This window comes from Streptomyces sp. NBC_00354 (assembly GCF_036106915.1).
GTDB lineage: Bacteria > Actinomycetota > Actinomycetes > Streptomycetales > Streptomycetaceae > Streptomyces.
In genome coordinates, this window is sequence record NZ_CP107983.1 from 3,674,542 (window position 1) to 3,700,261 (window position 25,720).

Genomic DNA, 25,720 nt, shown 5'->3' on the forward strand with positions numbered 1-25,720 from the left:
GAAGGACAGTTACGCGGAGCCCGCGCGTCCGCGTTGACTGGCTGGTACGGCCCGACAAGGCCTACCGAAACACGACATTCACGAGCATTTTCACGAACACGTTCGTGAAGATCCCGAAGATATTGCCGAACAAAGGGTTCACGATGCCGGCAGGCCATTCCACCGGTCGAAGTTCCGCCCTCGGCCCCCGCGCACAGCGCCGGGCCGAGCGGCGCAGGCGGCTGCGCCGGACGGTCCTCGGCTCGGCCGCGGTGGTCGCCGTCTCGGCGACCGCGTACGCGATCGTGCCGCTGGACGACGCCGCCTCCGTCTCCGACAGCGTGGCCGCGCCGGCTGCCGCATCACCCGACCAGGATCCCGCCGCCGCCGCTCCGTCCCCGTCGGCCTCGTCCGGCTCGCCCGCGCCCGGGCAGCCCTCCGCCGCAGCATCCAGCCCGGGCGCCGCGTCGCAGAAGCCGGGCGGCGCCGGCTCGACCGCCCCGGTCCCGCAGTCCGGGCCGGGGGTGTTCGCGGCCTCCTCCCGCTCGGGGCAGCCGCAGGGCAAGGGGCCCGCCCGCCGCTGGCGGATCGAGGTCGAGGAGGGCAGCGGGGTCGACCCCAACGCCGCCGCCCAGTCGGTGGAGGCGATCCTCGGGGACCCGCGCGGCTGGACCAAGGACCCGGCGTACGGCTTCCAGCTCGTCGGGGCCGGCCAGCCCGTGGACTTCACGGTGAAGATCGCGACGCCCTCGACCACCGACCGGCTGTGCGAGGTGGTCACCCCCGAGCTCGTCGGCGAGACCAACTGCCGGGCCGGCCATACGGTCGTGGTGAACCTCAAGCGCTGGCAGGAGGGATCTCCGCAGTTCAAGGGCCCTGTGGAGGAGTACCGGGCGCTGATCGTCAACCACGAGGTGGGCCACGAGATAGGCCGCGACCACGAGACCTGCCCGGGCCCCGGCAAGCCCGCTCCGGCGATGATGCAGCAGATCAAGGGGCTGCTCGGCTGCCAGGCAAATGCCTGGCCGTTCGACCAGAAGGGAACCTACCTGTCGGGCCCACTCGTCCCTTAGAGCACAGGAAGAGCCGATGAGTTGACCGCAGGGGCATCGGCCGGGGGCGAGGAGTGGAAACCGTGCGCGTCGTCAGCTTCAGCGTCCCGGCCTGGTTTCCGCCCCGAAGGGGTGAGGAGGTGCGGCGGGAGGTCCAGCTCACCGAGCAGGAGTCGGCCGTGTTCCTGTGCCTGGCGACCGGCGCCTCCAACGCGGAACTCGCCGGCGAGCTGCAACTGTCCGTCAGCACGGTCAAGTTCCACGTCCACAACATACGGGCGAAGCTGGGCGGGATAAGCCGCCTCCAGGCCTGCCTCCTGGCCGCCCTGGCCCGCGAGGGCGTCAGAACCTAGCGGCGCCGGTGGAGGAGGCGGCCGGTGATGACCGTGGCCACGCAGGTGGTGGCGCCCTGGGCGAGCAGCGCCTCGGCGTCGGGGGCCGTGAACACAGCGAAACGGGCCGGGGCGCCCGGCTCCAGGATGCCGAAGAAGGCCTGTTCGGCCGTGTCCCGGCCGGCGAACGGGTCCAGCGACGGCAGGTCCGAGGACACCGCGGCCACCGGCGGGAGGAGCGTCAGCCCCGAGCGGACCACCGCCGTCCGCACCACCGGGATCGTGAGCCGCCCGGCCACCGCCACCACCCCGCGGGCCAGCAGCTTCTGCGTGGCCCGGCGGGCGCTGTTGCCCCAGCGGGACTCGGTCAGCTTCAGATCGGCCAGCGCCTCGGCGCCGGTGATCGGGTCGGCGCCGAGCTCGGTGACCTCGTACGGGTCGTCCGGGTAGTACGTGCGCTCCAGCAGCACGTCCGCCCCGCGCACGAGCAGCCCCGGGGTCAGCACCCCGGGCCAGCGCCGGACCCGCGCGTGCGGGAACTCCGCGGCGAGCTCCGCGTACGGGCCCACGCGGGCGATCAGGTCGCCGTCGACGAGGACCGCCCCGCCGGGCAGCGCGGCGGAACCCGCCCCCGGGACGAGGAGTTCGGCGGTGTGGAGGGTCAGCACGGGCGCGTCAGTCCGTCGTCAGTTCGTCGTCAGTTCGTCGAGATGAGCTTCAGCTCGGGGTGCGCCGTCCCGCCCTCGATCGCGGTGGACGAGATGTGCGAGACCACGCGGTCGTCGACCGGGTCGTTCGCCGGGTCGTCGTGCACCAGCAGGTGTTCGTACGTCGTCGCGCGCTGCGCGGGGACACGACCCGCCTTGCGGATCAGGTCGATGATCTCCTGGCGGTTGGAGCGGTGCTTGGCCCCGGCCGAGGAGACCACGTTCTCCTCGAGCATGATCGAGCCGAGGTCGTCCGCGCCGTAGTGCAGCGAGAGCTGGCCCGCCTCCTTGCCCACGGTGAGCCAGGAGCCCTGGATGTGGGCGATGTTGTCGAGGAAGAGCCGCGCGATCGCGATCATGCGCAGGTACTCGAAGACCGTCGCCTGGGTCCGGCCCTTGAGGTGGTTGTTCTCGGGCTGGTACGTGTACGGGATGAAGGCGCGGAAGCCGCCCGTCCGGTCCTGCGTGTCGCGGATCATCGCGATGTGCTCGATGCGCTCGGCGTTCGTCTCGCCGGTGCCCATCAGCATGGTGGAGGTGGACTCCACGCCCAGCTTGTGGGCGATCTCCATGATCTCCAGCCAGCGCTCGCCGGACTCCTTCAGCGGGGCGATCGCCTTGCGCGGACGCTCCGGCAGGAGTTCGGCGCCGGCGCCCGCGAACGAGTCGAGGCCGGCCGCGTGGATGCGGCGGATGGCCTCCTCCGCGGAGACGCCGGAGATGCGGGCCATGTGGTCGACCTCGGACGCGCCGAGGGAGTGGATGACCAGCTGCGGGAACGCCTTCTTGATGGCGGAGAAGTGCTCCTCGTAGTACTCCACGCCGTAGTCCGGGTGGTGCCCGCCCTGGAACATCACCTGCGTGCCGCCGAGCTCCACGGTCTCCGCGCAGCGGCGCAGGATGTCGTCGAGGTCGCGGGACCAGCCCTTCTTCGTGTCCTTCGGGGCCGCGTAGAAGGCGCAGAACTTGCACGCCGTGACGCACACGTTGGTGTAGTTGATGTTGCGCTCGATGATGTACGTCGCGATGTGCTCGGTGCCGGCGTAGCGGCGGCGGCGCACCGCGTCGGCCGCCTGGCCGAGCGCGTGCAGCGGGGCGTGCCGGTAGAGGTCGAGCGCCTCTTCCTTGGTGATCCGGCCCCCTGCGGCGGCGCGGTCGAGGACAGACTGGAGAGCGGCCTGGTCGGTCACCGGTGCGTCACCTTTCGGCGGTGTGTCAAGGCGGTGTGTCAAGACGTACGGACCGATCCAGCCTACGCCAGGGGCCGTCCGCGGATTTCAGGGGATACGGGTCAGGTCGCCTTCGGGGTTTCCGGCCGGGCCGTCGCCCGACTTGTAGTGGAGCGTCCCGTTGGCGTTGAGGGTGAAGCGCTCGTCGGCGGACCCGTTGGAGCAGATGCCGGGCGCCGGGTTGGGGCCGCCCGCGGTGTCCAGGACGAGGGAGCGGTCGGTGGCGGAGGCGAGCTTCCAGTCGCCGCTGCAGTCGGTGCCGAAGATCGGGAGGATCGACTTGTCCCGGGCGACGGCCTCGCCGACCTTGCCGCCCTTGATGGTGATCTCGAACTCGCTGGAGACCCCGGCGCGGGCGGTGGTGACCGTGCCCTTCCAGGTGCCGGTGAGCTCTTTGGGGACGTCGCCCCGGGTGCCGGTCGGCGTCACCGCCGAGGGCGTGCCCGACGGCGTGCCGGAGCCCGTCGGGGCGGGGGACTCCGCCGTCGCCGGGGGCGTGGCGGCGGAGTTGCCCGACGCGTGGTGATCGGAGTCGCCGCCCGTGCCGGGCAGCAGCCCCAGCCCGTACAGCCCGCCGCCGGACAGCACGGCCAGGACGGCCGTCGCCGCGAGGACCAGTGAGCAGCTGAACCGCCGCCCGGCCGCGGCGAAGCTGACCTGGCGCGCCTGGTCGGGCGCGGTCCGCGGCTGCGGCACACCGCCGCCGGCGGTCTCGGTGGGGCTCCCTTGAACGGCGCCCGGCGGCGGCCCGTAGGGGCCGTGCACCGCGTCCGCGGGCGGACCGTACGGGCCGTACGAGCTGCCCGCCGAGCCGGCGCCGGACACGGCCGCGCTCCCGTACGAGGGATCCGGCGCCCCGAAACCGACCGCCGGTCCCCCGTACGAGGAGGCCGTGAACGGCACCGGCCCCGAAGCGGATTCGGAGACGGGTGCCGGGGCGGCCACCTCGGCAGGGCCGGCCGGTGCCGCCTCCAGGTCGAGCAGCGCCACCGCCGCGCGGCTGGCCTCCTCCACCAGGGGCGCGGGAAGCCATCCGGGGGCGCGCAGGGCTCCGGCGAGCGCCTCCGCAATCGCCTCGGGCGCGGGCCGGTCGGCCGCCGCCTTGGCCAGGCAGCCGGCGATCAGCTCGCGGAGCCCGCCGGCCGGTACCGCGTCGAGGTCCGGCGGTTCGTGGACCACCTTGTAGAGCAGGGTCGCCGAGTTGTCCCCGGTGAACGGCGGCTGCCCGGTCGCCGCGAAGGCCAGCACCGCGCCGAGCGAGAACACGTCGGCCGCCCCGGTGATCCCCTTGCCGAGGATCTGTTCGGGGGACATGTAGCCGGGCGAGCCGATGGAGACGCCGGTGGAGGTGAGCGAGGCCGTGCCGTCCGTGGCGCGGGCGATCCCGAAGTCGATGAGCCGGGGGCCGTCGAGGGTCAGCATCACGTTCGACGGCTTCACGTCCCGGTGGACGAGCCCCAGCCCGTGGACGGCCACCAGAGCGCGGGCCAGGCCTTCGCCGATGGCCCGTACGGAGGCCTCCGGAAGGGGACCGTGCGAGGCCACCGCGCCGCCCAGGGAGGGTCCCGCCACATACCCCGTGGCCACCCACGGGACCGGGGCCTCCGGGTCCGCATCCAGGACGGGCGCGGTCCACTCGCCGCCGACCCGCCGGGCGGCCTCGACCTCGCGGCGGAACCGGGCGCGGAACTCCTCGTCGGAGGCGAAGTGCGGGTGCACGATCTTGACGGCCACCGTCCGGCCGCCCGTACTGCGCCCCAGGTAGACCCGCCCCATGCCACCCGAGCCGAGCCGGCCGAGCAGCCGGTACGCGCCGATGGTCCGCGGTTCGCCGGCTTCGAGCGGCTGCATCGCGTCCCCCTCCCCCGTCGGTCCCTGAGCGCTGATCGCCTAGAGCACCTTAGGGGGTGTCACCGGCCCGCCGGGGCGGATCCCGCGGGCTCGAACCCGGCGAGCATCTGCTCGAGGGCCTGCTGGTCGGGGCCGACGAACGGGTCGATGCCCGCCGCGAGGCTCACCGTCTCGACCATCCGCCCGGTGATCCCGGCGGCGGGCGGCAGGTGCGTGGAGACCACGATCTCCGGGTCCATCTCCCGCAGCGGCGCCAGCGAGGCGAGGTAGCGGTCCCGGTCCACTACGTGCACCCACGGGCTGTCCACCGAGGCCCACAGCAGCTGCGCCGCCCGCAGGTCCTCGGCTGCGACGGCCCCGGCATCGCCGCCGTCGGCGGTGTCCGCGTCCGGCATGGGCGCACCGAAGCAGTCGGAGCTGAAGCAGGCCCGCGAGCGGTCGTCGTAGAAGCCGACGGTCGCCGGGTTGTCGAAGAGCGGCGGCCGGAAGGCGGCGAGCGAGCGGTCGCCGACGTCCAGGGACTGCCCCGGGTTGAGCAGGAAGATCCTGTCCATGGGCAGCGGCCGCTCGCAGGACATGATCCCGGCGGCCAGGAAGGTGGTCACGAGTTTCGCCTTCGGGGCGGCCTCCAGCAGGGCGAAGATCCCGCCGGTGTGGTCCCGGTCGGGGTGGGTCAGCCAGATCCACCGGACGTCGGCGGGGTCGACGGCCGCGCCCAGCACCTCGAGGAAGTTCCGGTCGGGCAGACCCAGCCCGGTGTCGACGACGACGGGCTCCCGGGCGTGCAGGACGTACGCGTTGACCGGGAGGAAGCCGATCCCGGGCACTTCGAGGCTGTCTCCGAGGACCGTGATGTCCGGGGCGACCTTGCGATTGGTCATGGCGCACTCCCATGGCCCCCTGGCATGAGAACGAACGCGGCCGCCCGAGGAGGTGGTGCCCCTCCTCTTGTGTCCATGGTGTCCCGCGCGGCGCGGCCCCGCACCTGCGCGGGCGGCGCGCATCGGGCACTCCGGCGGGTCCGCGCATCTGGATCCGCGCATTCCGGCGGGGCGGACGGGAAGCGGACAGAAAAGCGAAAAGAGGGGGAATTCCCGGGAAACGACATATCCCCCTACCGGAACCCGGGCCACCGCCCGGTAATTCGATCAGCAGAAGGGGCCGGAGGTGATCAGATGCGGGCGCCGTCCCCGCTCAGCAGCTCCACCGCGACATCCGCGGGATAGCCCGTGGTCGGTCCCGTACGACGGGCGAATTCCCTTACGCCGGCCAACTGTTCGGGTCCGAAGCGGAAGTCGAGCGTCGTGAAGTACCGCTGGAGGAGATCGGCGTCGAAGGCCTCCCAGCGGGCAGCCTGCTCGGCGACCTTGGCGACCTCCTCGAGGGAGAGGTCGCGGGAGTCGAGGAAGGCCTCGTGGACCTGGCGCACGACGACCGGCTCGCGGGCGAGGTAGTCCTTGCGGGCGGCCCAGACGGCGAAGACGAACGGCAGTCCGGTCCACTCCTTCCACATCAGCCCCAGATCGTGCACGTCGAGGCCGAGCCGCGGCGCATCGTGCAGCGAGGCGCGCAGCGCGGCGTCGCCGATCAGCACGGCCGCGTCGGCCTCCTGCATCATCAGGCCCAGGTCGGGCGGGCAGGTGTAGTAGTCCGGCTGGACCCCGTACCGCTCGGAAAGCAGCAGCTGGGCGAGGCGTACGGACGTACGGGAGGTCGAGCCGAGGGCGACCCGGGCCCCGTCCAGCTGCTCCAGCGGCACCTGCGAAACGATCACGCAGGACATGACCGGGCCGTCGCAGCCGACCGCGAGATCGGGGAACGCGACGAGCTGGTCGGCATTGCGGAGGAACTCCACGAGGGTGATCGGACCCATGTCCAGGTCCCCCTGGACGAGCCGCTCACTGAGCTTCTCGGGGGTGTCCTTGGTCAGCTCCAGGTCCAGCAGCGTGCCGGTTCTGGCCAGCCCCCAGTAGAGGGGAAGGCAGTTCAGGAACTGAATGTGGCCGACGCGGGGCCGGCTGCGATAGACGTCCACATCGCGAGACTAGCCCCCGGATCTCCGTCAGCCTTCGGGCGGGCCTCAAACGTCCGGGTGACGTGATCTTTCCCTCTGGTCTCCGCCGCAGGGTGCGTGCTAGGCTCGTCGCAAGTTGCAGTTTGGTTTCCCTTGCAGTACGAGGCCTGCGGAGAATGTGACCCGCAGGCTTTTGTAGTTTTCAGACTTCTTAGCAGGTTCTGGAGCAGGGCGACCCTTTGGCCCATAGGAGGGCTCATGGCTACCGGAACCGTGAAGTGGTTCAACGCTGAAAAGGGCTTCGGCTTCATCGCCCAGGACGGCGGCGGCCCGGATGTCTTCGTCCACTACTCCGCGATCAACGCCTCTGGCTTCCGCTCCCTCGAGGAGAACCAGATGGTGAACTTCGACGTCACGCAGGGTCCGAAGGGCCCGCAGGCGGAGAACGTCACCCCGGCCTAGTCGCCTGGGCCAACTCTCGCGGTTGGATAGCAGTACCCAAGGAGCCCTGCCTCCTCCGTTCCGACGGAGGTCGCGGGGCTCCTGCCTTTGCTTTGAACGCTTTTAAGGCCTTTGTACGCAAGCCGCCCCGGTCACCGTTGCACGGTGACCGGGGCGGTCGGCGTCTGAGCGCGGGCCCGCTACGCCGGAGGCGCCGTCGGGGCTGCCGTGATCTTCAGGTCCAGGATCAGGACCACGTTGTCCTTCGTGATCAGGCGGAGGTGGTACGTGCCCGGGGCGACGTCCGTGGTGAACAGCTCCGGCAGCGCGATCTTGCCGTCCGCGCCGGTCGGGGCCAGCAGCAGGCTGGTCACCTTCGCGCCGTCCTTGTCCTTGAACCACGGCCCCTTGGCCTTCGCCGGGTCCACCGGCACCCAGGCGGCGCCGTCCTGGCTCTTCTCCACCAGCCCGGCGGTGACCTGCGTACCCTCCACCGCCTTGTCCTGGGCGGTGGCCGTGACCTGCACGCCCGTGAAACTGGTCCCCGCCACGACCTCCAGCGGCTTCGCCGCGTCGGCGTCGGTACGGGTCAGCTTGTCCGCGACCGGGGCCGGCTTCGCCGTGACGGTACCGGTGAAGTTCACCGTGAGCTGGGCCTCGGTGTTGTAGGCCGCCACCCGCAGGGTGAACCCGCCCGCCTTGGCCCCGGCCTTCAGGCCGGGCAGGGCCGCGATGCCTTCGGCGTCGGTCTCGACCACGAGGAAGGTCTTGCCCGCGGCCCCGATGAAGCTGCCCGTGGTGTCGCCCTTGAGCTCGAACAGGATGGGCTTCGCCGCGGCCGGCTTGCCGTCGCTGAGCACCGCCTTGATCCGCGGGACCGCGGTGAACGCGGACCCGGCCTCGGCCTTGAGCTCCGGGCTGCCGAGCAGCTCCAGCTTGGCCAGGGTCGGGGCAGGCGTGGGCTTCTGGGGCTCGGCCGGCTTCGACGGCGTGGGCGTCGGGGTCGGAGTCGGCGTGGGCTTCGGCGTCGGCGTACTCGGAGTGCTCGGCTTCGTCTGCGACGGCGTGGGCAGCGTCGTCGTGGGCGACGTCGGGTAGTTCCCGACGGGCGGGTTCGGCACCCCGGCAGCACCGTTCTGGTACTGGTGCATGTACCCGACCACGGTGTTCACGTACTCGCGCGAGTTGTTGTAGCTGAGGATCGCCCGGTCGAGCTGCGCCTGGTCCGAGAGGTTCCGGTCGCCGGCGCACAGGTAGAGGCCCGCGCCCAGCGCCGCGTCGTAGATGTTGTTCGGGTCGCGCTTGGAGTCCCCGTTGCCGTCGGCGCCCCACGTGGCCCAGGTGGACGGGATGAACTGCATCGGGCCGACGGCGCGGTCGTAGACGGCGTCCGCGTCGAACTCGCCCTTGTCGGTGTCCTTGACCTCGGCGAAGCCGTTGCCGTCGAGGCGGGGGCCGCGGATCGGCTTCTCGGTGTAGCCGTCGGCCTTGAGGCCGTAGCCGGAGGCGTGCACCGACTCGACCCGGCCTATGCCGGCGAGCAGTTGCCAGGGCAGCTTGCAGCCGGGGAGCGCGGCGGCCACGGAGACCTCGGCGCGCCGGTACGCGTCGAGGGCGGTCGCGGGAATGCCGCTGGCCCCCTCGCCCGCGCCGGTACCCGCGGTGGGCGGTACGGCCGGGTCGGCGAGCGGGTCGGGCAGATCGAGGCGGGCGTCGCCGCGGTCGGTGGCCTGGGGGCTGTCCGGGGTGGGCTCGGACTCGCCCGCGTCGGCGGTGGACGTGTTGGTCACCACTGCGGCGGTCGTCAGGCTGGCCGCGAGCGCGGCCGTGCACAGGACCTTGCGCGAGGTGTTGACGAGGTGACGGTGAAGCGGCTTCACAGTACGGCGATCCCCCCAAGGCGGCCGACAAGGTATACGGCGGGTCGAGCCGTGGATATCCACTGTCTATCAGGTATTCGGATACGACTCGCCGCCGCCCTGGTAGATGTGACACACCATTCGTCTCGGCTTCACCGAGTCCTCACGGCCGAACGAACAAAGGATCTAAGTCCTCGCCGGAATCACCCCAATACTCGCCGGTTTGACCGCTCTTGGCTCGCGAGCGCGCGGCACCGCACGTGAAGGAAAGGATCCGGACACGCTGCCGGATTCGGCTAGATTCGGCGCCCATGACTGCTGACGCGTACGAGACGGCCTTCCGCGAGCGGGCGGAGCGCAAGCGGACCCTGGGGGTCTTCCTGTTCATCGCGACGGGCGGCATCTGGCTCTGGCTCGCCTACCAGTTGTTCGCCCCCTTCAGCCTCAGCGGCTCGAGCAGCAGCAGGACGTGCGCCTCCCGCGTCTTCTACGACGAGGGGGACTCCGGGAAGCGCAGCTACGCCGACGCCGAGGGCGACCGCTGCGCGGCCGCACGGGACTCGGCCGACCTGCTCGGCATGCTCGTGGTCTCCCTCCCGCTCGCGGCCGTCGGCCTCTTCCAGTACACCTCGGGCACCGTCAGCCTGGCCATGCGCCGCCACACCGAGGAACTGGCCGTACTCCGAGCCCTGCCCAAGCGCTGAATCACCGGCTCGCCGCGTGCGTGTGCACGCGCAGCAGAAGCGCGTGCAGGGTGGCCCGTTCTGCCTCGCCGAGAGGGGCCAGCAGGTCGTCGCGGACGGCGGCGACCTCCGAGGTCAGCTCGCCCAGGAGCCGCCGGCCCGGCTCGCTGATGCTCACCAGGACCCGGCGGCGGTCGGCCGTGTCGCGCTCCCGGTCGACGTGTCCGAGCCGTGCGAGTCCGTCGAGCACCTTGACCACGTCGCTCGGGTGCAGCTCGAGCCGCTCGGCGAGATCGCGCTGCGGCTGCGGCCCGTGATCGGCGAGGGCGGCGAGCACGGCCATGTCCCACAGCCGCAGACCGCGCGCGGCGACCCGCTCGGCGACGAGGGCCCGGGCCTCCTTGCCCACCGTGGAGAGCAAGTAGGGGGTGAGGGCGGTCAGTCGGGGCGTCGAGGGGGCAACCACGGCCACATTGTAGGGTGACACCAACCATTGGTGTCACCCTACTGATTGCGCGTGATCGGAGCCCCCATGGACGCCCTGCACACCCGCCTGCTCGTCGCCCGCTTCGGCGACGCCTTCCGCTTCTACGACGCCCTGCTCCCCGCCCTGCTCGGCGCGACGCGCACCCGTGGCGGCGCCGAGGGCCCGTACGCCTCGTGGGACGTGGACGGGCAAGGCGTGCTGGCGCTGTTCGACCGTACGGCGATGGCCGCCACGGCGGTTCCCCTCGGTCCCGCCGGCCCCGATGACCGCACGATGCTGGTCAGCCGCGTCCCGGACGTGGACGCCGCCTACGCCGCCTGTCTGGCCCGCGGCGCCACCCCGGCCGGCCCGCCGACCGACCGCCCGGAGTGGGGCCCGACCCTGCGCAGCGCCCATGTCCGCGACCCCGAGGGCAACCTGTGGGAGCTCCAGTCGTACTGAGCGTCGCACCCGGGCGCCGGGCCCGCCGCTCACTACGGTGAGGTGCCATGACCGACACCGCACCGATCCGCGTCCCCGACCTGACGGAGCGCCCCCACCGGCTGACCGTCGAGCGCGCGATGATCGCCTCCGAGCACACCCTGTACGCGGCGTGGACCGAGGAGTTCGACCGCTGGTTCGCCGCGCCGGGCTCGGTGGTGATGACGGCCGAGGTGAACGCGCCGTTCTTCTTCGAAACGGAGTCCGCGACGGAGCCGGGGGCTCCACGGACCAGGCATCCGCACTACGGGCGCTTCCTGCGCCTGGTGCCCGACCGGCTGGTGGAGCTGACCTGGCTGACGGGCCGGGCCGGCACGGCCGGCGCCGAGACGGTGGTCACCGTCGAGCTCAGCCCCCACCCGATCGGCACACGGCTGCACCTCACCCACGCCGGCTTCTACGACGAGGCGGCCCGCGACGCCCACGAGTCGGCCTGGCACGAGGTCCTGGCGAACCAGGACGAGGCCCTGACGGGCGGGGGATGACGGCGGGCCGGGGCGGGGCGGGGCGGGGCGACGGCCCGACCGGGGCGACGGCCGTGGTGACAGTCGGGCCGGGTCGGGTCGCGGCCGGGCCGGGGCCGGGGCCGGGTGTTGCGCCGACGGCCTGGGCTGCGTTCCTGCGCGGGGTCTCCCGCGGACGGGTGCCCGCGTCCGGTATCAGAGGGAGTCCGGGGGTTTCCCGGCAGTCCACTGTCCTTCCGTGTCGTGCCGGTCCCTCAAGGGCGCTCCTCCTACGTCGTCGCGTCGCTTCGCGATGGCCTTCGGCCCCGCCCCCAGGACCCGCCCCCCACACCCGACCAGGTGAGACGGGCGTCACATCCGGCCGCGTCGGTGAGCTGTCACATCCGCCCGGGCTGTTCCGTCAGAGCTGTGTAACGGTCGATACGGCAAGGAGATCACGATGGAAGCTCGACTCAACTTCTTCGGCAACGCCGTCGCCGCCAAGTTCGCGCGGTACATCAACTCGGCGGGCAAGGTCATCTCGGACTCGACGCTGCCGGCCCCCACGCAGGAGCTGGTGAAGCTGCGGGCCAGCCAGATCAACGGCTGCGGCTTCTGCACCGACATGCACTTCAAGGACGCCGTACACGCCGGGGAGACCGCCGTGCGGCTCAACCTGGTCGCGGCCTGGCGTGAGGCGACGGTGTTCACCGACGCCGAGCGGGCGGCCCTGGAGCTGACGGAGCAGGGCACGCGCATCGCCGACGCCGCCGGCGGTGTCACGGACGAGGCCTGGACGGAAGCCGCCAAGTACTACGACGAGGACCAGCTGGCCGCCCTGGTTTCCCTCATCGCCCTGATCAACACCTACAACCGGATGAACGTGATCGTCCAGCAGCCGGCGGGCGACTACCAGCCGGGCCAGTTCGGCTGATCACGAGCGGGTCTGCCCGGCCGCTGCCTCCACCACGGCGGTCGGGCCGTCCCGGCGGAACGACTGCGTCCCGACACGCCGGTCCTGCACACTCGATGAGGACCCGTCAGGCAGTCGTCCCCTAGCCCCGTGGAGCAGCCGGTGGAGTCTCAGGAGATCCCGATCACCATCACCCCGCAGCAGGCCGCCCACGGTGTGATTCTGACCGTGACGCTGGCGACCGGCGCGGCCCGGCTCAGGATTCCGCCCTCCCGGGACGGCGATCTCGTGCGGGCCCGGCTCGGCCAGGACGAGGTGCTGTTGCGCATCCGGGTCGCCCCGGGGCCCGGACCGGCGCCGGCGCCCGCGTCGAGCTCGCGGGGGTGCCTCGTGGCACTCGGAATCGTCGTCGCCATCGTCATCGGCGCGATCCTGCTGAACAGCGGGGGTGACGACGGCGACAGCACCGCCAACCGCACGCCCACGCCCACGCCCTCGTACAGCTCGTGGTCGCCGGCCCCGGCCCCGCCCCCGGTGAACAGCTCGAGCGATCCGCTCGCCCCGCCCTCCGAGGAGCCGGCCCCCAGTCCGTTCGACCGGGGAACCTGCCTCAACGGGACCCTCCCCGACTCGACGACCCCAACGAAGGTCACCGGCGTGGAGGAGGTCTCCTGCTCGGCGTCCGACGCGCACTACAAGGTGATCGAGAGCATCCCGCTGACCTCGGAGCTGGACCGCTGCAACAGCAATCCGAAGACCCAGTACGCGTTCTCGTACCGCTACAGCCGGGGCGGGATCACCATCAACGAGTACGTGTACTGCCTGGTCGGCCTCGGGTCGTACGCCCGCGGCTGAGGCCTCGATCGCCTCGCCCGCCCCGCCGGCCTCAGTTCTCCCGAGCCGCAGCCGCCACCGCCAGCAGCACCTCCGCCAGCTCCGCCGGCTGCGAGAACATCGGCCAGTGGCCCGTCTCCATCCGCACCAGGCTCCACCGCTCGCCCTTGAGGAGCGCGGCCACCTCCGGGCCCGGGTCATCGCCGTCCAGCAAGCACTTCACGTACACCGCCGGAAGCTCGGACAGTGGGCCCTTGAGCTGCGCCGGTTCCATCAGGGTGGCGCCCGGATGCGGGGTCGAGCCCGCCACGATGCGGCCGATCTGCTCCGCGTCCAGGCCCTGGCCCGCACAGTCGGCCGCGGTCAGCGGCGGCCAGAAGCCGTCGTGGGCGGCGATCGCGGCCTCGACCGTCGCCCGGCCGTCCGGCCGGCCCGATACGAACGACCCGCCGTCCACCGGGACGTTGGCGTCCACGAACACCACCCGGGCCAGCCGGTCGCCGATCCGCTCGGCCGCCTGGCCGACCGGGATGCCCGAGTAGCTGTGGCCGACGAGGACCACCTCGCGGAGGTCGAGGCGCTCGACCTCCGCCACGATGTCCCGGACGTGCGTCTGCTGTCCGGCCGGTACGCCCTGCCGCTCGGCCAGGCCGGACAGCGTCAGCGGGTGGGCCTCGTGCCCCGCCGCGCGCAGCTGCGCGGACACCTCCTCCCACGCCCACGAGCCGAGCCAAGCACCTGCCACCAGTACGAAGTTCGCCATGGCGGCACCGTAGCGGGCCCCTCCGACAGTCCCGGTCCTCCCTCAGCCGCGGCGGTCCGGCCCGTCCCCGTACAGCGCGTCGATCTCCGCCGCGTACCGCTCCGCCACCGCCGTGCGGCGGAGCTTCAGGGTCGGGGTCAAGGTGCCCGCCTCGATGGTGAAGTCCTCGGGCAGGACGTGGAAGGCACGGATGCGGGCCGGGCGGGAGACCGTGGCGTTGGCCGCCGTCACCGCCTCCTCGACCAGGGCGCGGACCGCCGGGTGGGCGGCCGCCCCGGCCGGGTCCAGCCCGATGCCCTCCCGCTTCGCCCACGCCGTGATCTCCTCCGCATCCAGGGTGATCAGGGCGACCGGGTGGGGCCGGTGGTCGCCGATCAGGACCGCCCGCGACACGTACCGGGAACGCTGGACGGCGAACTCGACCTCCGTCGGGGTGATGTTCTTCCCCGACGAGGTGATGATCAGCTCCTTCTTGCGGCCCGTGATCGACAGGAACCCGTCGGCCTCCAGCTCCCCCAGGTCCCCGGTGTGCAGCCAGCCCTGCGCGTCCAGCGCCTGCGCCGTCGCGGCCGGGTTCGCGTGGTAGCCCGGAAAGACCATCGGCCCCCGGGCCAGCACCTCGCCGTCCGCCGCGATGCGGACCTCGCAGCCCGCGATCGGCCGGCCCACCGTGCCGTGGCGGACGGCCGCCGGGTGGTTCAGGCTGATCACCCCGCCGGACTCGGTCATTCCGTAGCCCTCGTAGACCGCGATCCCGCAGGCCCTCAGGAAGTCCAGGGTCGCCGGGGCGATCGGCGCTCCCCCGGTCAGCGCCCAGTTCAGCCGGCCCCCGAAGGCGGCCCTGACCAGGGAGTACAGGTTCTTCTCCGCCTCCTCGTACGCCGCCCGCGAGGAGGCGGGAAGCCGGCCCTCCGCCGCCAGCACCCCGAGCCGTACCGCCTCCCGGAAGCGCTCGGCGCCGCCCTCCTGGGACTCCGCCAGGGACAGCACCACCGAGTGGACCTTCTCGAACAGGCGCGGTACGGACGGGAGATGGGTGGGCCGTGCCTCGGCGAGCTCGGACAGCACGTCCTCGATCCGGCCGCCGAAGTAGCACAGCTCACCGCCTTGCAGCAGGGTCGTGAACTGGATCAGCTGTGCCAGCAGGTGCGCCAGCGGCAGGTACAGGTAAGTGCAGTCGCCCGGTCCGCCCCGGGTCAGCGGGAGCGTCGCGTCCTGGATGGCGCCCAGGTTGCCGTGCGTGAGGCGGCAGCCCTTCGGCAGGCCCGTCGTCCCCGAGGTGTAGACGATCGACGCGTCGGCGCCGGGGGCCACCTGCCGGGCCCGCTCCAGGAGTTCCGCCTCCGGGGCGGGTTCGATCCCCGGCAGCCCCGGCAGACCCGGCAGCCCCGGCAGCGCATCCATCCGTACGACCGCGCGCAGCTGGTCCAGCGCCGGCAGCTTCGCCCGCAGCGCCTCCACCCGGTCCGCCTGCGCCGCGTCGTCGCAGACCACGGCCACCGCCTCCGAGTCCGCCAGGACCCAGGCCAGTTCCTCGTCCCCCGCCGTCGGGTACACCGGTACGAGGACGGCGCCCGCCGCCAGGATCCCGAAGTGGGTGTACGTCCACGCCGGCCGGGTCTCGGCCAGGACCGCCACCCGCTCCCCCGGCGCGACCCCCAGCCCGAGCAGCGCCCGCCCGGTCTGCCGTACGCGGGCGCGCAGTTCGGCGTACGTGACGGTGGTCCAGCCCCCGTCCCCTCTGAACCGCAGGGCGGTCTCGCCGCCGTACCGCTCCCCCGTCCACTCCGTGAACACCGCCAGCGTCTCCGGTCGCACAGCGTCCATCGCCCTCGCCTCCCTGGGGGTACGTCCGAGGTACGTACGTACGGACGACGCTAGGCAGGCCTGCATGCCCTGCGACATGACCGGAAGCGTCACCCCCGCTGACCCCGGCGCTCATTGGGGCTACCGTCGGACCCATGGGGAGGCGGACGATCACCGTGCACCATGTCCGCGCCGTGCTCGCGGGGGCGGCGCGCAGCGGCATCGACACCGTGCCGCTGCTCCAGGAGGCGCAGATCCCTCCGCTGCTGCTCGGCGACGACCGGGCGCGGATCACGCCGGCGCAGTTCGCCCGGCTGTTCCGGGCGCTGTACCGGACCACGCAGGACGAGTTCCTGGGGCTGTCCGCGGTACCGAGCCGCCCGGGCACGTTCGCGATGATGTGCTGCGCCTCGCTCGGCTGCCGGGACCTCGGCACGGCCGTGGAGCGGGCCGCGACCTTCTACGGCCTCTTCCCGGGCGGCCCCGAACTGGCCCTGGAGGTAACGGAACACGAGGCACGGTTCACCGTGCACAACGATTTCGCGCGGGACGAGGAGCGCTTCCTGACCGAGTGCGTGCTCGCCATCTGGCACCGGCTGAGCAGCTGGCTGGTCGGGCGGCGCATCCCGCTCGCGTACGCCGCGTTCGCGTACCCTCCGCCGCCGCACGAGGCCGAGTACGAGATCCTCTTCGGCTGTCCGGTCCGCTTCGGGGCGGACCGTACGGGCGCCGCCTTCGACGCGCACTGGCTGGCCGCACCGCTCGTACGGGACGAGGCCGCGCTGGACGCGATGCTGCGCCGGGCCCCCTTCGACCTGCTGTCGCGGCCGGAGTACGGGACGACGGTCGCGGAGCAGGTCCGCCGGGCCCTCGCACGGCAGTTGCGCACCTCTCCGCGGCTGCCGGCGCTGGGGGAGGTGGCGGCGCGGCTGGCGGTGTCCCCGGCGACGCTGGGGCGCCGGCTCCGGCAGGAGGGGACCTCGTTCCAGCAGCTGAAGGACCATGTGCGGCGGGACGCGGCGATCGCGGGGCTGGCGGAGAGCGGGGAGCCGATCGCGGAACTGGCGGCCCGGCTGGGCTTCTCGGAGGACACCGCCTTCCACCGCGCGTTCCGCCGCTGGACGGGGACGACGCCGGGTGCGTACCGGATCGCGTCGGGCGGCTGAGGACGGCGGGCGGGTGCGATCCGGGGCCAGGAAAGGTGAGCTGCGCGGTCAGCGACGTGCCGACCGGTCGGTCACTACCTTCTCCTCACCCACCCCCCGCACGAAACGTTCCGTTGGGAGAGCCGCCCATGCGTTCGCGAACCCCCACCCGCAGGACCGTCGTCGCCGCCGTAACCGCCGTAGCCGCACTGGCCGCCGTCTCGGCCGGGATCCCCGCCACGGCCGCCGCGTCCGAAGCCGGAGCCGGCCGGCCCGGTGACATCGTCGATGTCGCCCCCTCGGCCTTCCACCCGCTGCCCGGCCAGCCGACCGGCACCAGGGCCTGGAAGATCCACTACCGCTCGACCACCGCCGACGGCGCCCCGAACACCGTCTCCGGCACCGTGATCGTCCCGCAGGACGGCCGGACCGGCCCGCGCCCGCTCGTCACGTACGCCGTCGGCACCGTCGGCATGGGCGACTCCTGTGCGCCGAGCAACAACCTCCCGTACGGCACGGCCATGGAGGCCAACCTGATCCAGCAGCTCACCCTGCGCGGCTGGGCCGTGGTCGTCACCGACTACGAGGGCCTCGGCACCCCGGGCGTCCACACCTACACGGTCGGCCCCTCGGCCGGCCGCGCCATGCTCGATGCGGCGCGCGCCGCCGAGCGCCTCCCGGAGGCGGGCCTATCCGCCGACACCCCGGTCGGCATCATGGGCTACTCCCAGGGCGGCCAGGCCAGCAGCTGGGCCGCCGAGCTGCAGGGTTCGTACGCCCCCGAGCTGAAGGTGAAGGGCACGGCGACCGGCGGAGTCCCGGCCGACCTGATGAAGGTGGCCGACTTCAACAACGGCTCGTACGGCTCCGGCCTCATCTTCATGGCGGCGGCCGGTCAGGACGCGGCCTTCCCCGAGCTGCGGCTCGACTCGTACCTCAATCCGGCGGGCAAGGCCCTGGTCGCCGGCATGAAGGAGAACTGCGTGGCGATCGACGCGATCGCCGGATCCTTCAAGCGGATCTCCGACCTCACCACCCGCAACCCCCTCGAACAGCCGGACTGGCAGGCCCGGTTGAACCAGAGCAGGCTCGGGCGGACGGCTCCGGCCGCGCCGGTGCACCAGTACCACGCGCTCGGCGACGAGCTCATCCCGTACGCCGTCGGGCGGCAGCTGCGCTCCGAGTGGTGCGCGAAGGGCGCGAACGTGGAGTGGGACACGATCTGGGTCGGCGAGCACGTCAGCGGCGTGATCACCCACTCCCCGGCGGCGGGCAACTGGCTGGCGGACCGCTTCGCCGGCCGCCCGACGCACCCGAACTGCTGACCCACTGACCCACTGGCCCGGGCCCCAGGACTCAGAGACCTGGGGTCTCGGCGTTCCGGATGATCCGGGTGAGCAGATCCCGTACGGCGGCCGACTCGTCCCCGGAAAGCCCCTCGGCGAGCCGGGCGTCGAGCTTCGCCACCAGCGCGTCGGCCTGGGCGAACACCTCCGCGCCGCGCTCGGTCATCCGGATCTCGATCAGCGTGCCGTGGACCGGGTGCGGGGTACGGGCGACCAGGCCGCGCGCCTCCAGCCGGCCGAGCAGGCTGTTCATCGTCTGCGGAGTCACCGAGAGCTTGCGCGCGAGCTCGGCGGCGTTGATCCCGGGGTTGTCGCTGAGCACGGCGAGTGCGCCCTGCTGCGCAGCGGTGATCCCCGCCTCGCGCACGGCGGCCTCCTTCGCGGCCTGGGTCACGCGCTCGGCCTGCTTGATGAAGACCAACAGTCGCTCGGAGTAATGCATGCGCCGAGTGTAGGAGACGGTCGCCAGTTCTCGCCGAGATGGCAGGCAGCTTGCGTACAGCTATTCGCATGCTGTTAGCTGCATGCATACGAATAGCTGCCAGCCACCTCTGCAAGGAGCCCGACATGACTGCCGTCCGCACCCGCCCCGCCCTCAGCAACGACCTCGCACGCGCCATCGTCGACGCCGCCCTCGCCGCGGCCCGGGAGACGGAGCTGCGGTTCGCCATCGCGGTGGTCGACGAGTCCGGCCACCTCAGCGCGTTCGCCCGGATGGACGGCTCGGGCCTGATGACCATCCAGATCGCCCAGGACAAGGCCTACACCGCGGCCGCCTTCGGCTTGAGCACCACCGACTGGCACGAGTTCGTCGAGAACGACGCGCAGCTGTCGGTGGGCGCCCGCACCGGTATCGACCGCCTGGTCACGTTCGGCGGCGGCCTGCCGATCGTCGTGGACGGCCAGCTCGTCGGCGGCATCGGCGTCTCGGGCGGCCACTGGTCGGACGATGTCAAGATCGCCGAGGCGGGCCTGGCGGCCATCCCGGCGTAGGGCCTGCCCTTCGGATCCTGCCGGGCCGATCCGAGAGACAGCACCCGGGGGCCGGTTCGGCTCCGGCGCAAGCCCGTGCCGGGACGTTGACTCTCGGGTTACCCGAGACGGCACAGTCTTCCTCGTGGACATGACGAACCTGCTGCCGATCGGGCAGTTCGCGCAGGCCAGCGGCCTCACGGTCACCGCCCTGCGGCACTACGACGCCAGTGGTGTACTGCCGCCCGCCCGTGTCGACCCGGACAGCGGCTACCGCTACTTCCGGCGCGACCAGGTCCGGACGGCCCAGCTGATCCGGGTCTTGCGGCAACTCGACATCCCGGTCGAGCAGGTGCGCGGGATGCTCGCGCGGGCCGAGGCGGGGGCCGACCTGGCCCCCGCACTGGCCGCGCACCTGAAAGCCGCGGAGAGCCGCCTGGCCGTCCAGCGCGCCCTCGTCCACGGCCTGTTGACCCGCCTGTCCGAAGGAGCAGAGATGAACCACCGCGTCACCGTCCGCGAGAGCGACGCCGAACGCGTCCTCGTGCGCGGCGCGACCCTCAAGAACTCCGGCCTCGACGGGTTCCTCCGAACCGCGTTCCAGGACATGTACGCCGTCGCGGGCCGCGGCCCGCTGACCTTCACCGGTCCGGCGTTCGTCCGCTACCACGGGGTGTGCGACGAGGAGAACGAGACGCTGGTCGAGGCCTGCATCCCGTTCTGGGCGGACGGCGCGCAGCCCACCGACCTGCCCGAGGGGATGTCCGTCCACGACCTCCCGGAGAGCACCTTCGCCTGCACGGAGGTGACCGGCCCGGCGGCCGGGTTCCCCGCGATCCTCACCGCGTACGATGCCGTCGCCGACTGGGTCAGCGCACATGGCTTCGACTTCGCCGGCCCGGTCCGGATGGTCTACCGCCGCTGGACGGGGACGCCGGACCACCCCGACAACCGCTTCGAGATCGCCTGGCCGATCGGGGAGCCCGCCCAGCACGCCCCGTAGCCCCCCGGCCCGGCGGTCATGCGGTCATGCGGTCATCCGGTCATGCGGTCATGCGCGGCGGTACAGGGCGTCGATCTCCCGCTCGAACTCGCGGGCGATCACGCCCCGCTTCAGCTTCAGCGACGGCGTCAGATGACCACGGGCCTCCGTGAACTCCCCCGGCAGCACCGCGAAGCGGCGTATCGACTCCGGCCGCGACACCAGCTGGTTCGCCTCGTCCACCGCCCGCTGGAGGTCCGCCCGCAGTTCCTCGTCCTGCACCAGCTCCCGCATCGGCATCGACGTCTTCTTCCGCATCTGCCGCCAGTGCGCCAGCCCCTCCGGCTCCAACGTAATCAGCGCCACGACGTACGGCCGGTTGTCGCCGATCACCATGCACTGGCCGACCAGCGGGTGCGCCCGCAGCCAGTCCTCGAGCGGGGCCGGGGCCACGTTCTTGCCGCCGGATGTGATGATCAGGTCCTTCTTCCGCCCGGTGATCGTCAGGTACCCCTCCCCGTCCAGTTCCCCGATGTCCCCGGTGGCGAGCCAGCCCCCGGCCCCCACGCCCCCGTGAGCGGCGGTGTTCCAGTACCCCGCGAACACGTGGCGCCCCCGCAGCAGCACCTCACCGTCGTCCGCGATCCGCACCGCCGTGCCCGGCAGCGGCCACCCCACCGTCCCGAGCCTCGGCTTCAGCGGCGGGGTGACCGTGCTGGCCCCGGTCGTCTCCGTGAGCCCGTACCCCTCGAAGACCTCGATCCCGGCTCCGGTGTAGAACGCCGCGAGCCGCCGCCCGAGCGGCGAGCCCCCGCTCAGGATGTACCGCACGCGCCCGCCCAGCGCCGCCCGGATCCGCCGGTAGACGAGCGGGTCGTACAGCGCCCGCGCCGCCCGCAGGCTCACCCCGGGGGTCCGGCCCTCGACGATCTCCCCGTACCGCTGCGCGATCCGCGCCGCCCGGTCGAACGACGAGGCCCGGCCCATCCGTTCGGCCGTGGCCCGCGCGGTGTTGTAGACCTTCTCCAGCACGTACGGGATGGCCAGCAGGAACGTCGGCCGGAAGCCCGCGAGATCGGCGAGCAGGTCCTCGGTCTGAATGCTCGGCGCATGCCCGAGCTTCACCCGCGCCCGCATGCAGCCGACGGCCACCATCCGCCCGAACACGTGCGACAGCGGCAGGAAGAGCAGCGTGGAGGCCGGGTCCGTGCTGACCGACTTGAAGACGGGATGCAGCAGCTCGACCGCGTTGTCCGCCTCTGCGAAGAAGTTGGCGTGCGTGATCACGCAGCCCTTGGGCTGTCCGGTGGTGCCGGAGGTGTAGATGAGCGTGGCCACCGAGTCCGGCGTACGGACGGACCGGCGCGCGTGCACCACCGCGTCGGGCAGGTCCTCGCCGGCCTTGACCAGCCGTGCCAGCGCGCCGGTGTCGAACTCCCACAGGTGCGCCAGCCAGGGCAGGTGCGCCCGCTCGGCGCTGATGATGCGGGCCTGCGCGGTGTCCTCGACGGCGCAGGCCACGGCGCCGGAGTCCTGGATGATCCAGCGGGCCTGGAGCGCGGAGGAGGTCGGATAGATGGGCACGGTGACCAGCCCTGCGGCCCATCCGGCGAAGTCCAGCAGGGTCCACTCGTAGGTGGTCCGGGCCATGATCGCGAGCCGGTCGCCCTCGCGCAGCCCCTCGGCGATCAGCCCCTTGGCGACGGCCATGACCTCGGCCGCGAACTCGGCGGCGGTGACGTCCCGCCAGCTCCCGTCCCGCTCCTTGCGGGCGAGCACCACCTCGCCGGGGGCCTCACGGGCGTTCTGGAACGGGATGTCCCCGAGCGACCCGCTCCCCGGCACCCCGGCCAGCGCGGGCACCTCCACCTGCCGCACGACCCCGTCGACGACGGTCAGCACGGGTGGTACCAGCCTCGGCCCGGCCCCCACGGTTCCCACGGCTTCCACGGCGCTCTCCTCGGCTCGACTGGGGAGTTACCGCCGGTAATCTATGCACCGGAAACGCCGCTGACCACCCCTCCGACCAGGCAAGCCCGAACCCACGCGACTCCTCCACACCACCCGCACCACCGGTCCGCCCACCGGCTGTGGCACGACCCCTGGGGACCACCCGGCACGGACGCTTCCGGTTGGGCCGTCCAGAGGCATCCGGATGGTGATCCCACGGATCGGCACGGACGATGGTGCTCGAGCCCCTCGGCGCAGCGCTGGACCGCCCGGAACGGTGCGGGAAGGCGACACCGTGCCGGTCGCGGTCGTCATCGGCGCATCCGGATCACCCCGTATGGCCTGCAGTCTCAGGAGCTGATCACGTGAGGACTCCACCCAAGTCCGGATCTGCCTCGCGCCTGCGGGCGCGACGGGTACCGATGAGAACCCAACGGTCACGGACGACCCCGGTATTGATCCTGCTGGTCCTCCTCCTGACGGCGGCCTACCTGGGTCGGTTCGGTATCGAAGACCTCAGCGAGGCCCTGACCTTCATGGGCCGCATCACCGGCGCCGGCCTCCTCGCAGCCTCGGCCACCGCACTGCTGGGCAGCGCCGCGGTCGTGGACTACTGGTTCCGGGGCGGCAGCTTCCCCCACTCCGGAATCGTCGCGCTGGCCGGCACGGTCGCGGCAGCGTTGAGCAATCTCATGGTCCTGCTTGAGGTGGCGAACGGCGACTCCCCGTACTACATGGCGGTGTCGAGCCTTCTCACTGCAGGTTCCGCATGGGCCGTCTTCGCGGTGTGGCGGACACCGGTCAAGATCCCCGCTCCGAAGCGGCTGGCCATGGCGGTCATCGCCTCCACCGCATTCGCGATCGCCAACTTTGGCTACCAAAACCTCTATCAGCCATACCAGCACGGGGCCAGGCCAGTCATCAAGCTGGCCGTGGGGAAGCATGAATTGAGCATGGACGGAAAATCGTTCGCCGTGCCGGTCGACATCACGCTCGAAAACGACAGCGATGTGGGTTTCTACGTCATGGGCGCCGAGTTCCACGCCATGGGGCAAAAGGTGCCGGTGAGCACACATGACCGGCTCCGGCAGCAATGGCGGGACGATGCCAAGCGGTGGATTGACGCCCTGGAGAAAAACCCACTCTCCCGCAGGGAGACCCACCAGACCGGCGAGTTGCTGGCGGCGCAGCCATGGATGATCCCTGGAGGCTGGATCGAGGCAAGTGACTCGTTCGCCATTCGAACGGTTGTGCAGCTACCCATCGATACGCCGTACGACCAAGTGGCCTTTTACGCCAGCGCGAGCCTCGCACGCAAGGACCGGCTCAACCTGGATGCGATCCGATTGGACGATTATTCCTGGAGTGGCGCCAAAGTGCCCCAGTGGGTGAAGAAACAGAAGGCTTTCGACTCCCTCATCTACAGCGGCAGGGTGCACGAAAATAATTCGATCAACGAACATACGATGGACCCCCGTTTCGTCTCCATCTATTGGAAGTTCGGCACGCAGGGCGCACTCGTCCTCTCATCAATCACACGACGAGGCGAGGAAGATCGTATCCAGTCCGACGCGGAAAACCGCAAGGTGACGAACCGGTACGGCCTCGTCGATCCCGTGACGGGCCCGATCCAGCGATCGCTGTGGGACATCAAGAGCCATCGATGACCGCCGTTGCCGCACCGAGCGCGCGGGAGCGCGGGCGCAATCCCTCCAGCCACGCCACGAGGGCAAGGGAGCTGTTCATCCGATCCCAGGATTCCGCGTTCCCCACGCCGAGCTGTGCCTCCCTCACTGCCCGGCACAGCACCTCGATGTCGAACATCTCCGCGACCAGCGGATGCCTCGCGGAGCGACAGAGGTCGATGAGTTCGTCGCCGTGTGCCCGCAAGCCGCGGGCGTAGAGCTGGTCGAAGGGGATCTTGACCGTTCGGCCGCGGATCCGGGAGGGGAGCAGATCTGCCATGGCCTCGCGCAGAACCGCCTTCGGACGGCCCGGATGGAACGTGGCTTCAGCAGGGAAGTGGCACACCGTGGCGATGACCTCGCGGTCGAGAAAGGGGTGCGAGAGGAAGAATCCGTCCTGCCGTGCTCGCTGCCAGGACAGCGGGTCGGGAGCGGCAAGGTAGTTGGCCGCTTCGAAGAACGACTCTTCCGGCCTGCGTCCGAACACGAAGCGGCTCTCCGCGATGCTCGCCTCACGGTAGCCGTGGGCCCGCGCGAATCCGTATCGCAGCCAGCGGGGGCGGCCGAAGCGGCCGAGGCCACCCAGCACGGTCCCGCGGCGGTCGAGCGCAGCGATCCGTTCGGCTGCCAGTGGAAGGGCCGGCCGCACGACGTGGTCGTAGACGACGTCACGCACGCCGCGCTCGGTGCCTGCGGCCCAGCCGCGTGCCTGCTTCGTCATCTGCCGGAGCTGCCCTGTGCGGGCCAGTCTGTGGAGGTGAAGAGGGTTGGCGTCCGCGATCGGATCGGCCCCGCAACCGGTCATGAGAGTGTCGCAGCCGAGTTCCGCCGCCTTGCCGTGGAGCCTGCTCCAGAACGGGGCGCGAAAGGCGTGCGCATGGGGCTCGTCCGCGTCTCCCGCGTGGTGTTCGAAGTCGTCGAAGTCAGCCACGTCGCCGACATCCGCAATCACCGGGCGGGCTGCCGGTGCATGACGGCAGATCTCCTTCATTGCCTCGTCCAGGTACGGCTGCTCCCCGGCCAGCTCTCCTCCGTCGAAGCGCCCGGCGAGCAGGACGAGATCCCCACGACGGCCCTGTCCCGCGCCCAGCAGGCGGGCTGCGAGCAACGCGATGCTGGTGGAGTCGGTGCCGCCGGAGACGTGGCATGCCGTCCTTCTGCCCACTCGGCGCCCGACGGCCTTCTCCAGTACGAGGCGCAGGTCCTTCGCGGCCCCGCTGAGACGGAGCCCGTCTCCTGTCGATTTCCGCAGGTCGTGGGCCTCACCGACGCGTCTGCGCACCCGACCGCGCATCTGCCCGGTGATCGAAAGCTCCACCACCTCGCCGCCGAGGATCCGGTGCACACCGGAGAACGGGGTGAGTTCCGAGTGCGGTTGCGCCATGTTCCCCGTCAGGAACCGGCAGAAGTAGCTGCGTTCCAGCGCTTCGAAGTCGCCCAGACAGCGCGCCGACGTACTCACCGCGCTCACGCGCCCGCCGGACTCCCTGAAGAACAGGGGAATGCGCGCATGGTCGTCACGCATCAGCACAATGCGGTCGCGGCACACCAGGACAGCCGCATAGTCGCCGATCGGCAGACGTGGTGTGGCGCCCGGTCGGCCGACGTCGTCCAGGAGCCCGCGCGCGCCCGCCACACGGTCACGGACCGAGCCGACCCAGCCGACGACCACCGCAGTGCCGACCCGTGAGGAGACCGTGGTCACGAGTCCCTGCCGAGCCATGGCCTCGGCCGCCCGGAGCCTCGGTGCACCCTCGGCCCAATCAA

General features: G+C 71.6%; 25 protein-coding genes. 13 read left to right on the top strand and 12 right to left on the bottom strand.

Annotated features, from left to right (window positions below; all coding sequences use genetic code 11):
• The first annotated feature begins 143 nt into the window (after positions 1 to 143).
• Together OHT74_RS16385 and OHT74_RS16390 are read left to right on the top strand one after the other, a co-directional pair.
• Positions 144 to 1,052 carry a DUF3152 domain-containing protein gene (locus OHT74_RS16385; RefSeq protein WP_266664907.1) on the top strand — a complete coding sequence of 303 codons (909 nt, stop codon included), beginning with the start codon at positions 144 to 146 and terminating at the stop codon, positions 1,050 to 1,052.
• 62 nt (positions 1,053 to 1,114) lie between these two features.
• Positions 1,115 to 1,384: a response regulator transcription factor gene (locus OHT74_RS16390; protein ID WP_328620591.1), complete on the top strand. Its 270-nt coding sequence runs from the start codon at positions 1,115 to 1,117 to the stop codon at positions 1,382 to 1,384.
• Here the strand turns inward: OHT74_RS16390 and OHT74_RS16395 are convergent.
• The 5 genes from OHT74_RS16395 to OHT74_RS16415 form a co-directional block, all read right to left on the bottom strand.
• Complete coding sequence (locus tag OHT74_RS16395; protein ID WP_328620592.1) at positions 1,381 to 2,031, bottom strand: imidazolonepropionase-like domain-containing protein; 651 nt, start codon at positions 2,029 to 2,031, stop codon at positions 1,381 to 1,383. The two genes, OHT74_RS16390 and OHT74_RS16395, sit on opposite strands and share 4 nt — an antisense overlap.
• A gap of 29 nt (positions 2,032 to 2,060) precedes the next feature.
• Entirely contained in the window at positions 2,061 to 3,260 is a 1,200-nt protein-coding gene (gene mqnC / locus OHT74_RS16400; protein ID WP_266664913.1) for a cyclic dehypoxanthinyl futalosine synthase, read from the bottom strand.
• A gap of 87 nt (positions 3,261 to 3,347) precedes the next feature.
• Complete coding sequence (locus tag OHT74_RS16405; RefSeq protein WP_328620593.1) at positions 3,348 to 5,150, bottom strand: protein kinase domain-containing protein; 1,803 nt, start codon at positions 5,148 to 5,150, stop codon at positions 3,348 to 3,350.
• Positions 5,151 to 5,209: 59 nt separating this feature from the next.
• Positions 5,210 to 6,031: an MBL fold metallo-hydrolase gene (locus OHT74_RS16410; protein WP_266664917.1), complete on the bottom strand. Its 822-nt coding sequence runs from the start codon at positions 6,029 to 6,031 to the stop codon at positions 5,210 to 5,212.
• Between the two features lie 290 nt (positions 6,032 to 6,321).
• Positions 6,322 to 7,185, bottom strand: a complete 864-nt coding sequence (locus OHT74_RS16415; RefSeq protein ID WP_266664919.1) for a menaquinone biosynthetic enzyme MqnA/MqnD family protein — start codon at positions 7,183 to 7,185, stop codon at positions 6,322 to 6,324.
• Between the two features lie 237 nt (positions 7,186 to 7,422).
• Between OHT74_RS16415 and OHT74_RS16420 the strand changes: the two genes are divergently transcribed.
• The gene (locus OHT74_RS16420; protein WP_030162033.1) at positions 7,423 to 7,626 is read left to right on the top strand and encodes a cold-shock protein; all 204 of its coding nucleotides are present in this window, start codon (positions 7,423 to 7,425) and stop codon (positions 7,624 to 7,626) included.
• A 179-nt stretch (positions 7,627 to 7,805) separates the two neighbouring features.
• Here OHT74_RS16420 and OHT74_RS16425 read toward each other — a convergent pair whose 3' ends face one another.
• Positions 7,806 to 9,485, bottom strand: a complete 1,680-nt coding sequence (locus tag OHT74_RS16425) for a lytic transglycosylase domain-containing protein (protein ID WP_328620594.1) — start codon at positions 9,483 to 9,485, stop codon at positions 7,806 to 7,808.
• Between the two features lie 290 nt (positions 9,486 to 9,775).
• Here OHT74_RS16425 and OHT74_RS16430 point away from each other — a divergent pair, with 290 nt between their 5' ends.
• Positions 9,776 to 10,168: a hypothetical protein gene (locus tag OHT74_RS16430; protein WP_266664924.1), complete on the top strand. Its 393-nt coding sequence runs from the start codon at positions 9,776 to 9,778 to the stop codon at positions 10,166 to 10,168.
• Position 10,169: 1 nt separating this feature from the next.
• Here OHT74_RS16430 and OHT74_RS16435 read toward each other — a convergent pair whose 3' ends face one another.
• Positions 10,170 to 10,613, bottom strand: a complete 444-nt coding sequence (locus tag OHT74_RS16435) for a MarR family winged helix-turn-helix transcriptional regulator (protein WP_266664926.1) — start codon at positions 10,611 to 10,613, stop codon at positions 10,170 to 10,172.
• Positions 10,614 to 10,664: 51 nt separating this feature from the next.
• On the opposite strand from OHT74_RS16435, the gene OHT74_RS16440 reads away from it, so the two are divergent.
• From OHT74_RS16440 to OHT74_RS16455, 4 genes are all read left to right on the top strand, one after another.
• A complete protein-coding gene (locus tag OHT74_RS16440; protein WP_443047412.1) occupies positions 10,665 to 11,075 on the top strand; it encodes a VOC family protein in 411 nt (136 codons plus the stop codon).
• A gap of 47 nt (positions 11,076 to 11,122) precedes the next feature.
• Positions 11,123 to 11,599: an SRPBCC family protein gene (locus OHT74_RS16445; protein WP_328620595.1), complete on the top strand. Its 477-nt coding sequence runs from the start codon at positions 11,123 to 11,125 to the stop codon at positions 11,597 to 11,599.
• Between the two features lie 418 nt (positions 11,600 to 12,017).
• Complete coding sequence (locus tag OHT74_RS16450) at positions 12,018 to 12,491, top strand: carboxymuconolactone decarboxylase family protein (protein ID WP_266664930.1); 474 nt, start codon at positions 12,018 to 12,020, stop codon at positions 12,489 to 12,491.
• Between the two features lie 141 nt (positions 12,492 to 12,632).
• The gene (locus OHT74_RS16455; RefSeq protein ID WP_328620596.1) at positions 12,633 to 13,325 is read left to right on the top strand and encodes an LppU/SCO3897 family protein; all 693 of its coding nucleotides are present in this window, start codon (positions 12,633 to 12,635) and stop codon (positions 13,323 to 13,325) included.
• A gap of 31 nt (positions 13,326 to 13,356) precedes the next feature.
• Here the strand turns inward: OHT74_RS16455 and OHT74_RS16460 are convergent, their stop codons facing one another.
• Entirely contained in the window at positions 13,357 to 14,067 is a 711-nt protein-coding gene (locus tag OHT74_RS16460) for an alpha/beta fold hydrolase (RefSeq protein WP_328620597.1), read from the bottom strand.
• Positions 14,068 to 14,109: 42 nt separating this feature from the next.
• Positions 14,110 to 15,894: an AMP-dependent synthetase/ligase gene (locus OHT74_RS16465; RefSeq protein ID WP_328620598.1), complete on the bottom strand. Its 1,785-nt coding sequence runs from the start codon at positions 15,892 to 15,894 to the stop codon at positions 14,110 to 14,112.
• A gap of 134 nt (positions 15,895 to 16,028) precedes the next feature.
• Here OHT74_RS16465 and OHT74_RS16470 point away from each other — a divergent pair, with 134 nt between their 5' ends.
• Positions 16,029 to 17,039, top strand: a complete 1,011-nt coding sequence (locus OHT74_RS16470) for an AraC family transcriptional regulator (protein ID WP_328620599.1) — start codon at positions 16,029 to 16,031, stop codon at positions 17,037 to 17,039.
• A 128-nt stretch (positions 17,040 to 17,167) separates the two neighbouring features.
• Positions 17,168 to 18,343 carry a lipase family protein gene (locus OHT74_RS16475; RefSeq protein WP_328620600.1) on the top strand — a complete coding sequence of 392 codons (1,176 nt, stop codon included), beginning with the start codon at positions 17,168 to 17,170 and terminating at the stop codon, positions 18,341 to 18,343.
• A 31-nt stretch (positions 18,344 to 18,374) separates the two neighbouring features.
• Here the strand turns inward: OHT74_RS16475 and OHT74_RS16480 are convergent, their stop codons facing one another.
• Entirely contained in the window at positions 18,375 to 18,806 is a 432-nt protein-coding gene (locus OHT74_RS16480) for a MarR family winged helix-turn-helix transcriptional regulator (RefSeq protein WP_266664942.1), read from the bottom strand.
• A 125-nt stretch (positions 18,807 to 18,931) separates the two neighbouring features.
• On the opposite strand from OHT74_RS16480, the gene OHT74_RS16485 reads away from it, so the two are divergent.
• On the top strand, positions 18,932 to 19,357 hold the full coding sequence (locus tag OHT74_RS16485) for a GlcG/HbpS family heme-binding protein (protein ID WP_266664944.1): 426 nt from the start codon (positions 18,932 to 18,934) through the stop codon (positions 19,355 to 19,357).
• A gap of 130 nt (positions 19,358 to 19,487) precedes the next feature.
• Entirely contained in the window at positions 19,488 to 20,339 is an 852-nt protein-coding gene (locus OHT74_RS16490; protein WP_328623329.1) for a MerR family transcriptional regulator, read from the top strand.
• Between the two features lie 48 nt (positions 20,340 to 20,387).
• On the opposite strand, the gene OHT74_RS16495 is transcribed toward OHT74_RS16490, so the two are convergent.
• Positions 20,388 to 22,259 (bottom strand): AMP-dependent synthetase/ligase, encoded by a 1,872-nt coding sequence (locus OHT74_RS16495; protein ID WP_328623330.1) that lies wholly within the window; start codon positions 22,257 to 22,259, stop codon positions 20,388 to 20,390.
• Between the two features lie 464 nt (positions 22,260 to 22,723).
• Between OHT74_RS16495 and OHT74_RS16500 the strand changes: the two genes are divergently transcribed.
• On the top strand, positions 22,724 to 23,935 hold the full coding sequence (locus OHT74_RS16500) for a hypothetical protein (protein WP_328620601.1): 1,212 nt from the start codon (positions 22,724 to 22,726) through the stop codon (positions 23,933 to 23,935).
• Here OHT74_RS16500 and OHT74_RS16505 read toward each other — a convergent pair.
• Positions 23,919 to 25,658, bottom strand: a complete 1,740-nt coding sequence (locus OHT74_RS16505; RefSeq protein ID WP_328620602.1) for an asparagine synthase-related protein — start codon at positions 25,656 to 25,658, stop codon at positions 23,919 to 23,921. The genes OHT74_RS16500 and OHT74_RS16505 overlap by 17 nt on opposite strands.
• Positions 25,659 to 25,720: the final 62 nt, after the last annotated feature.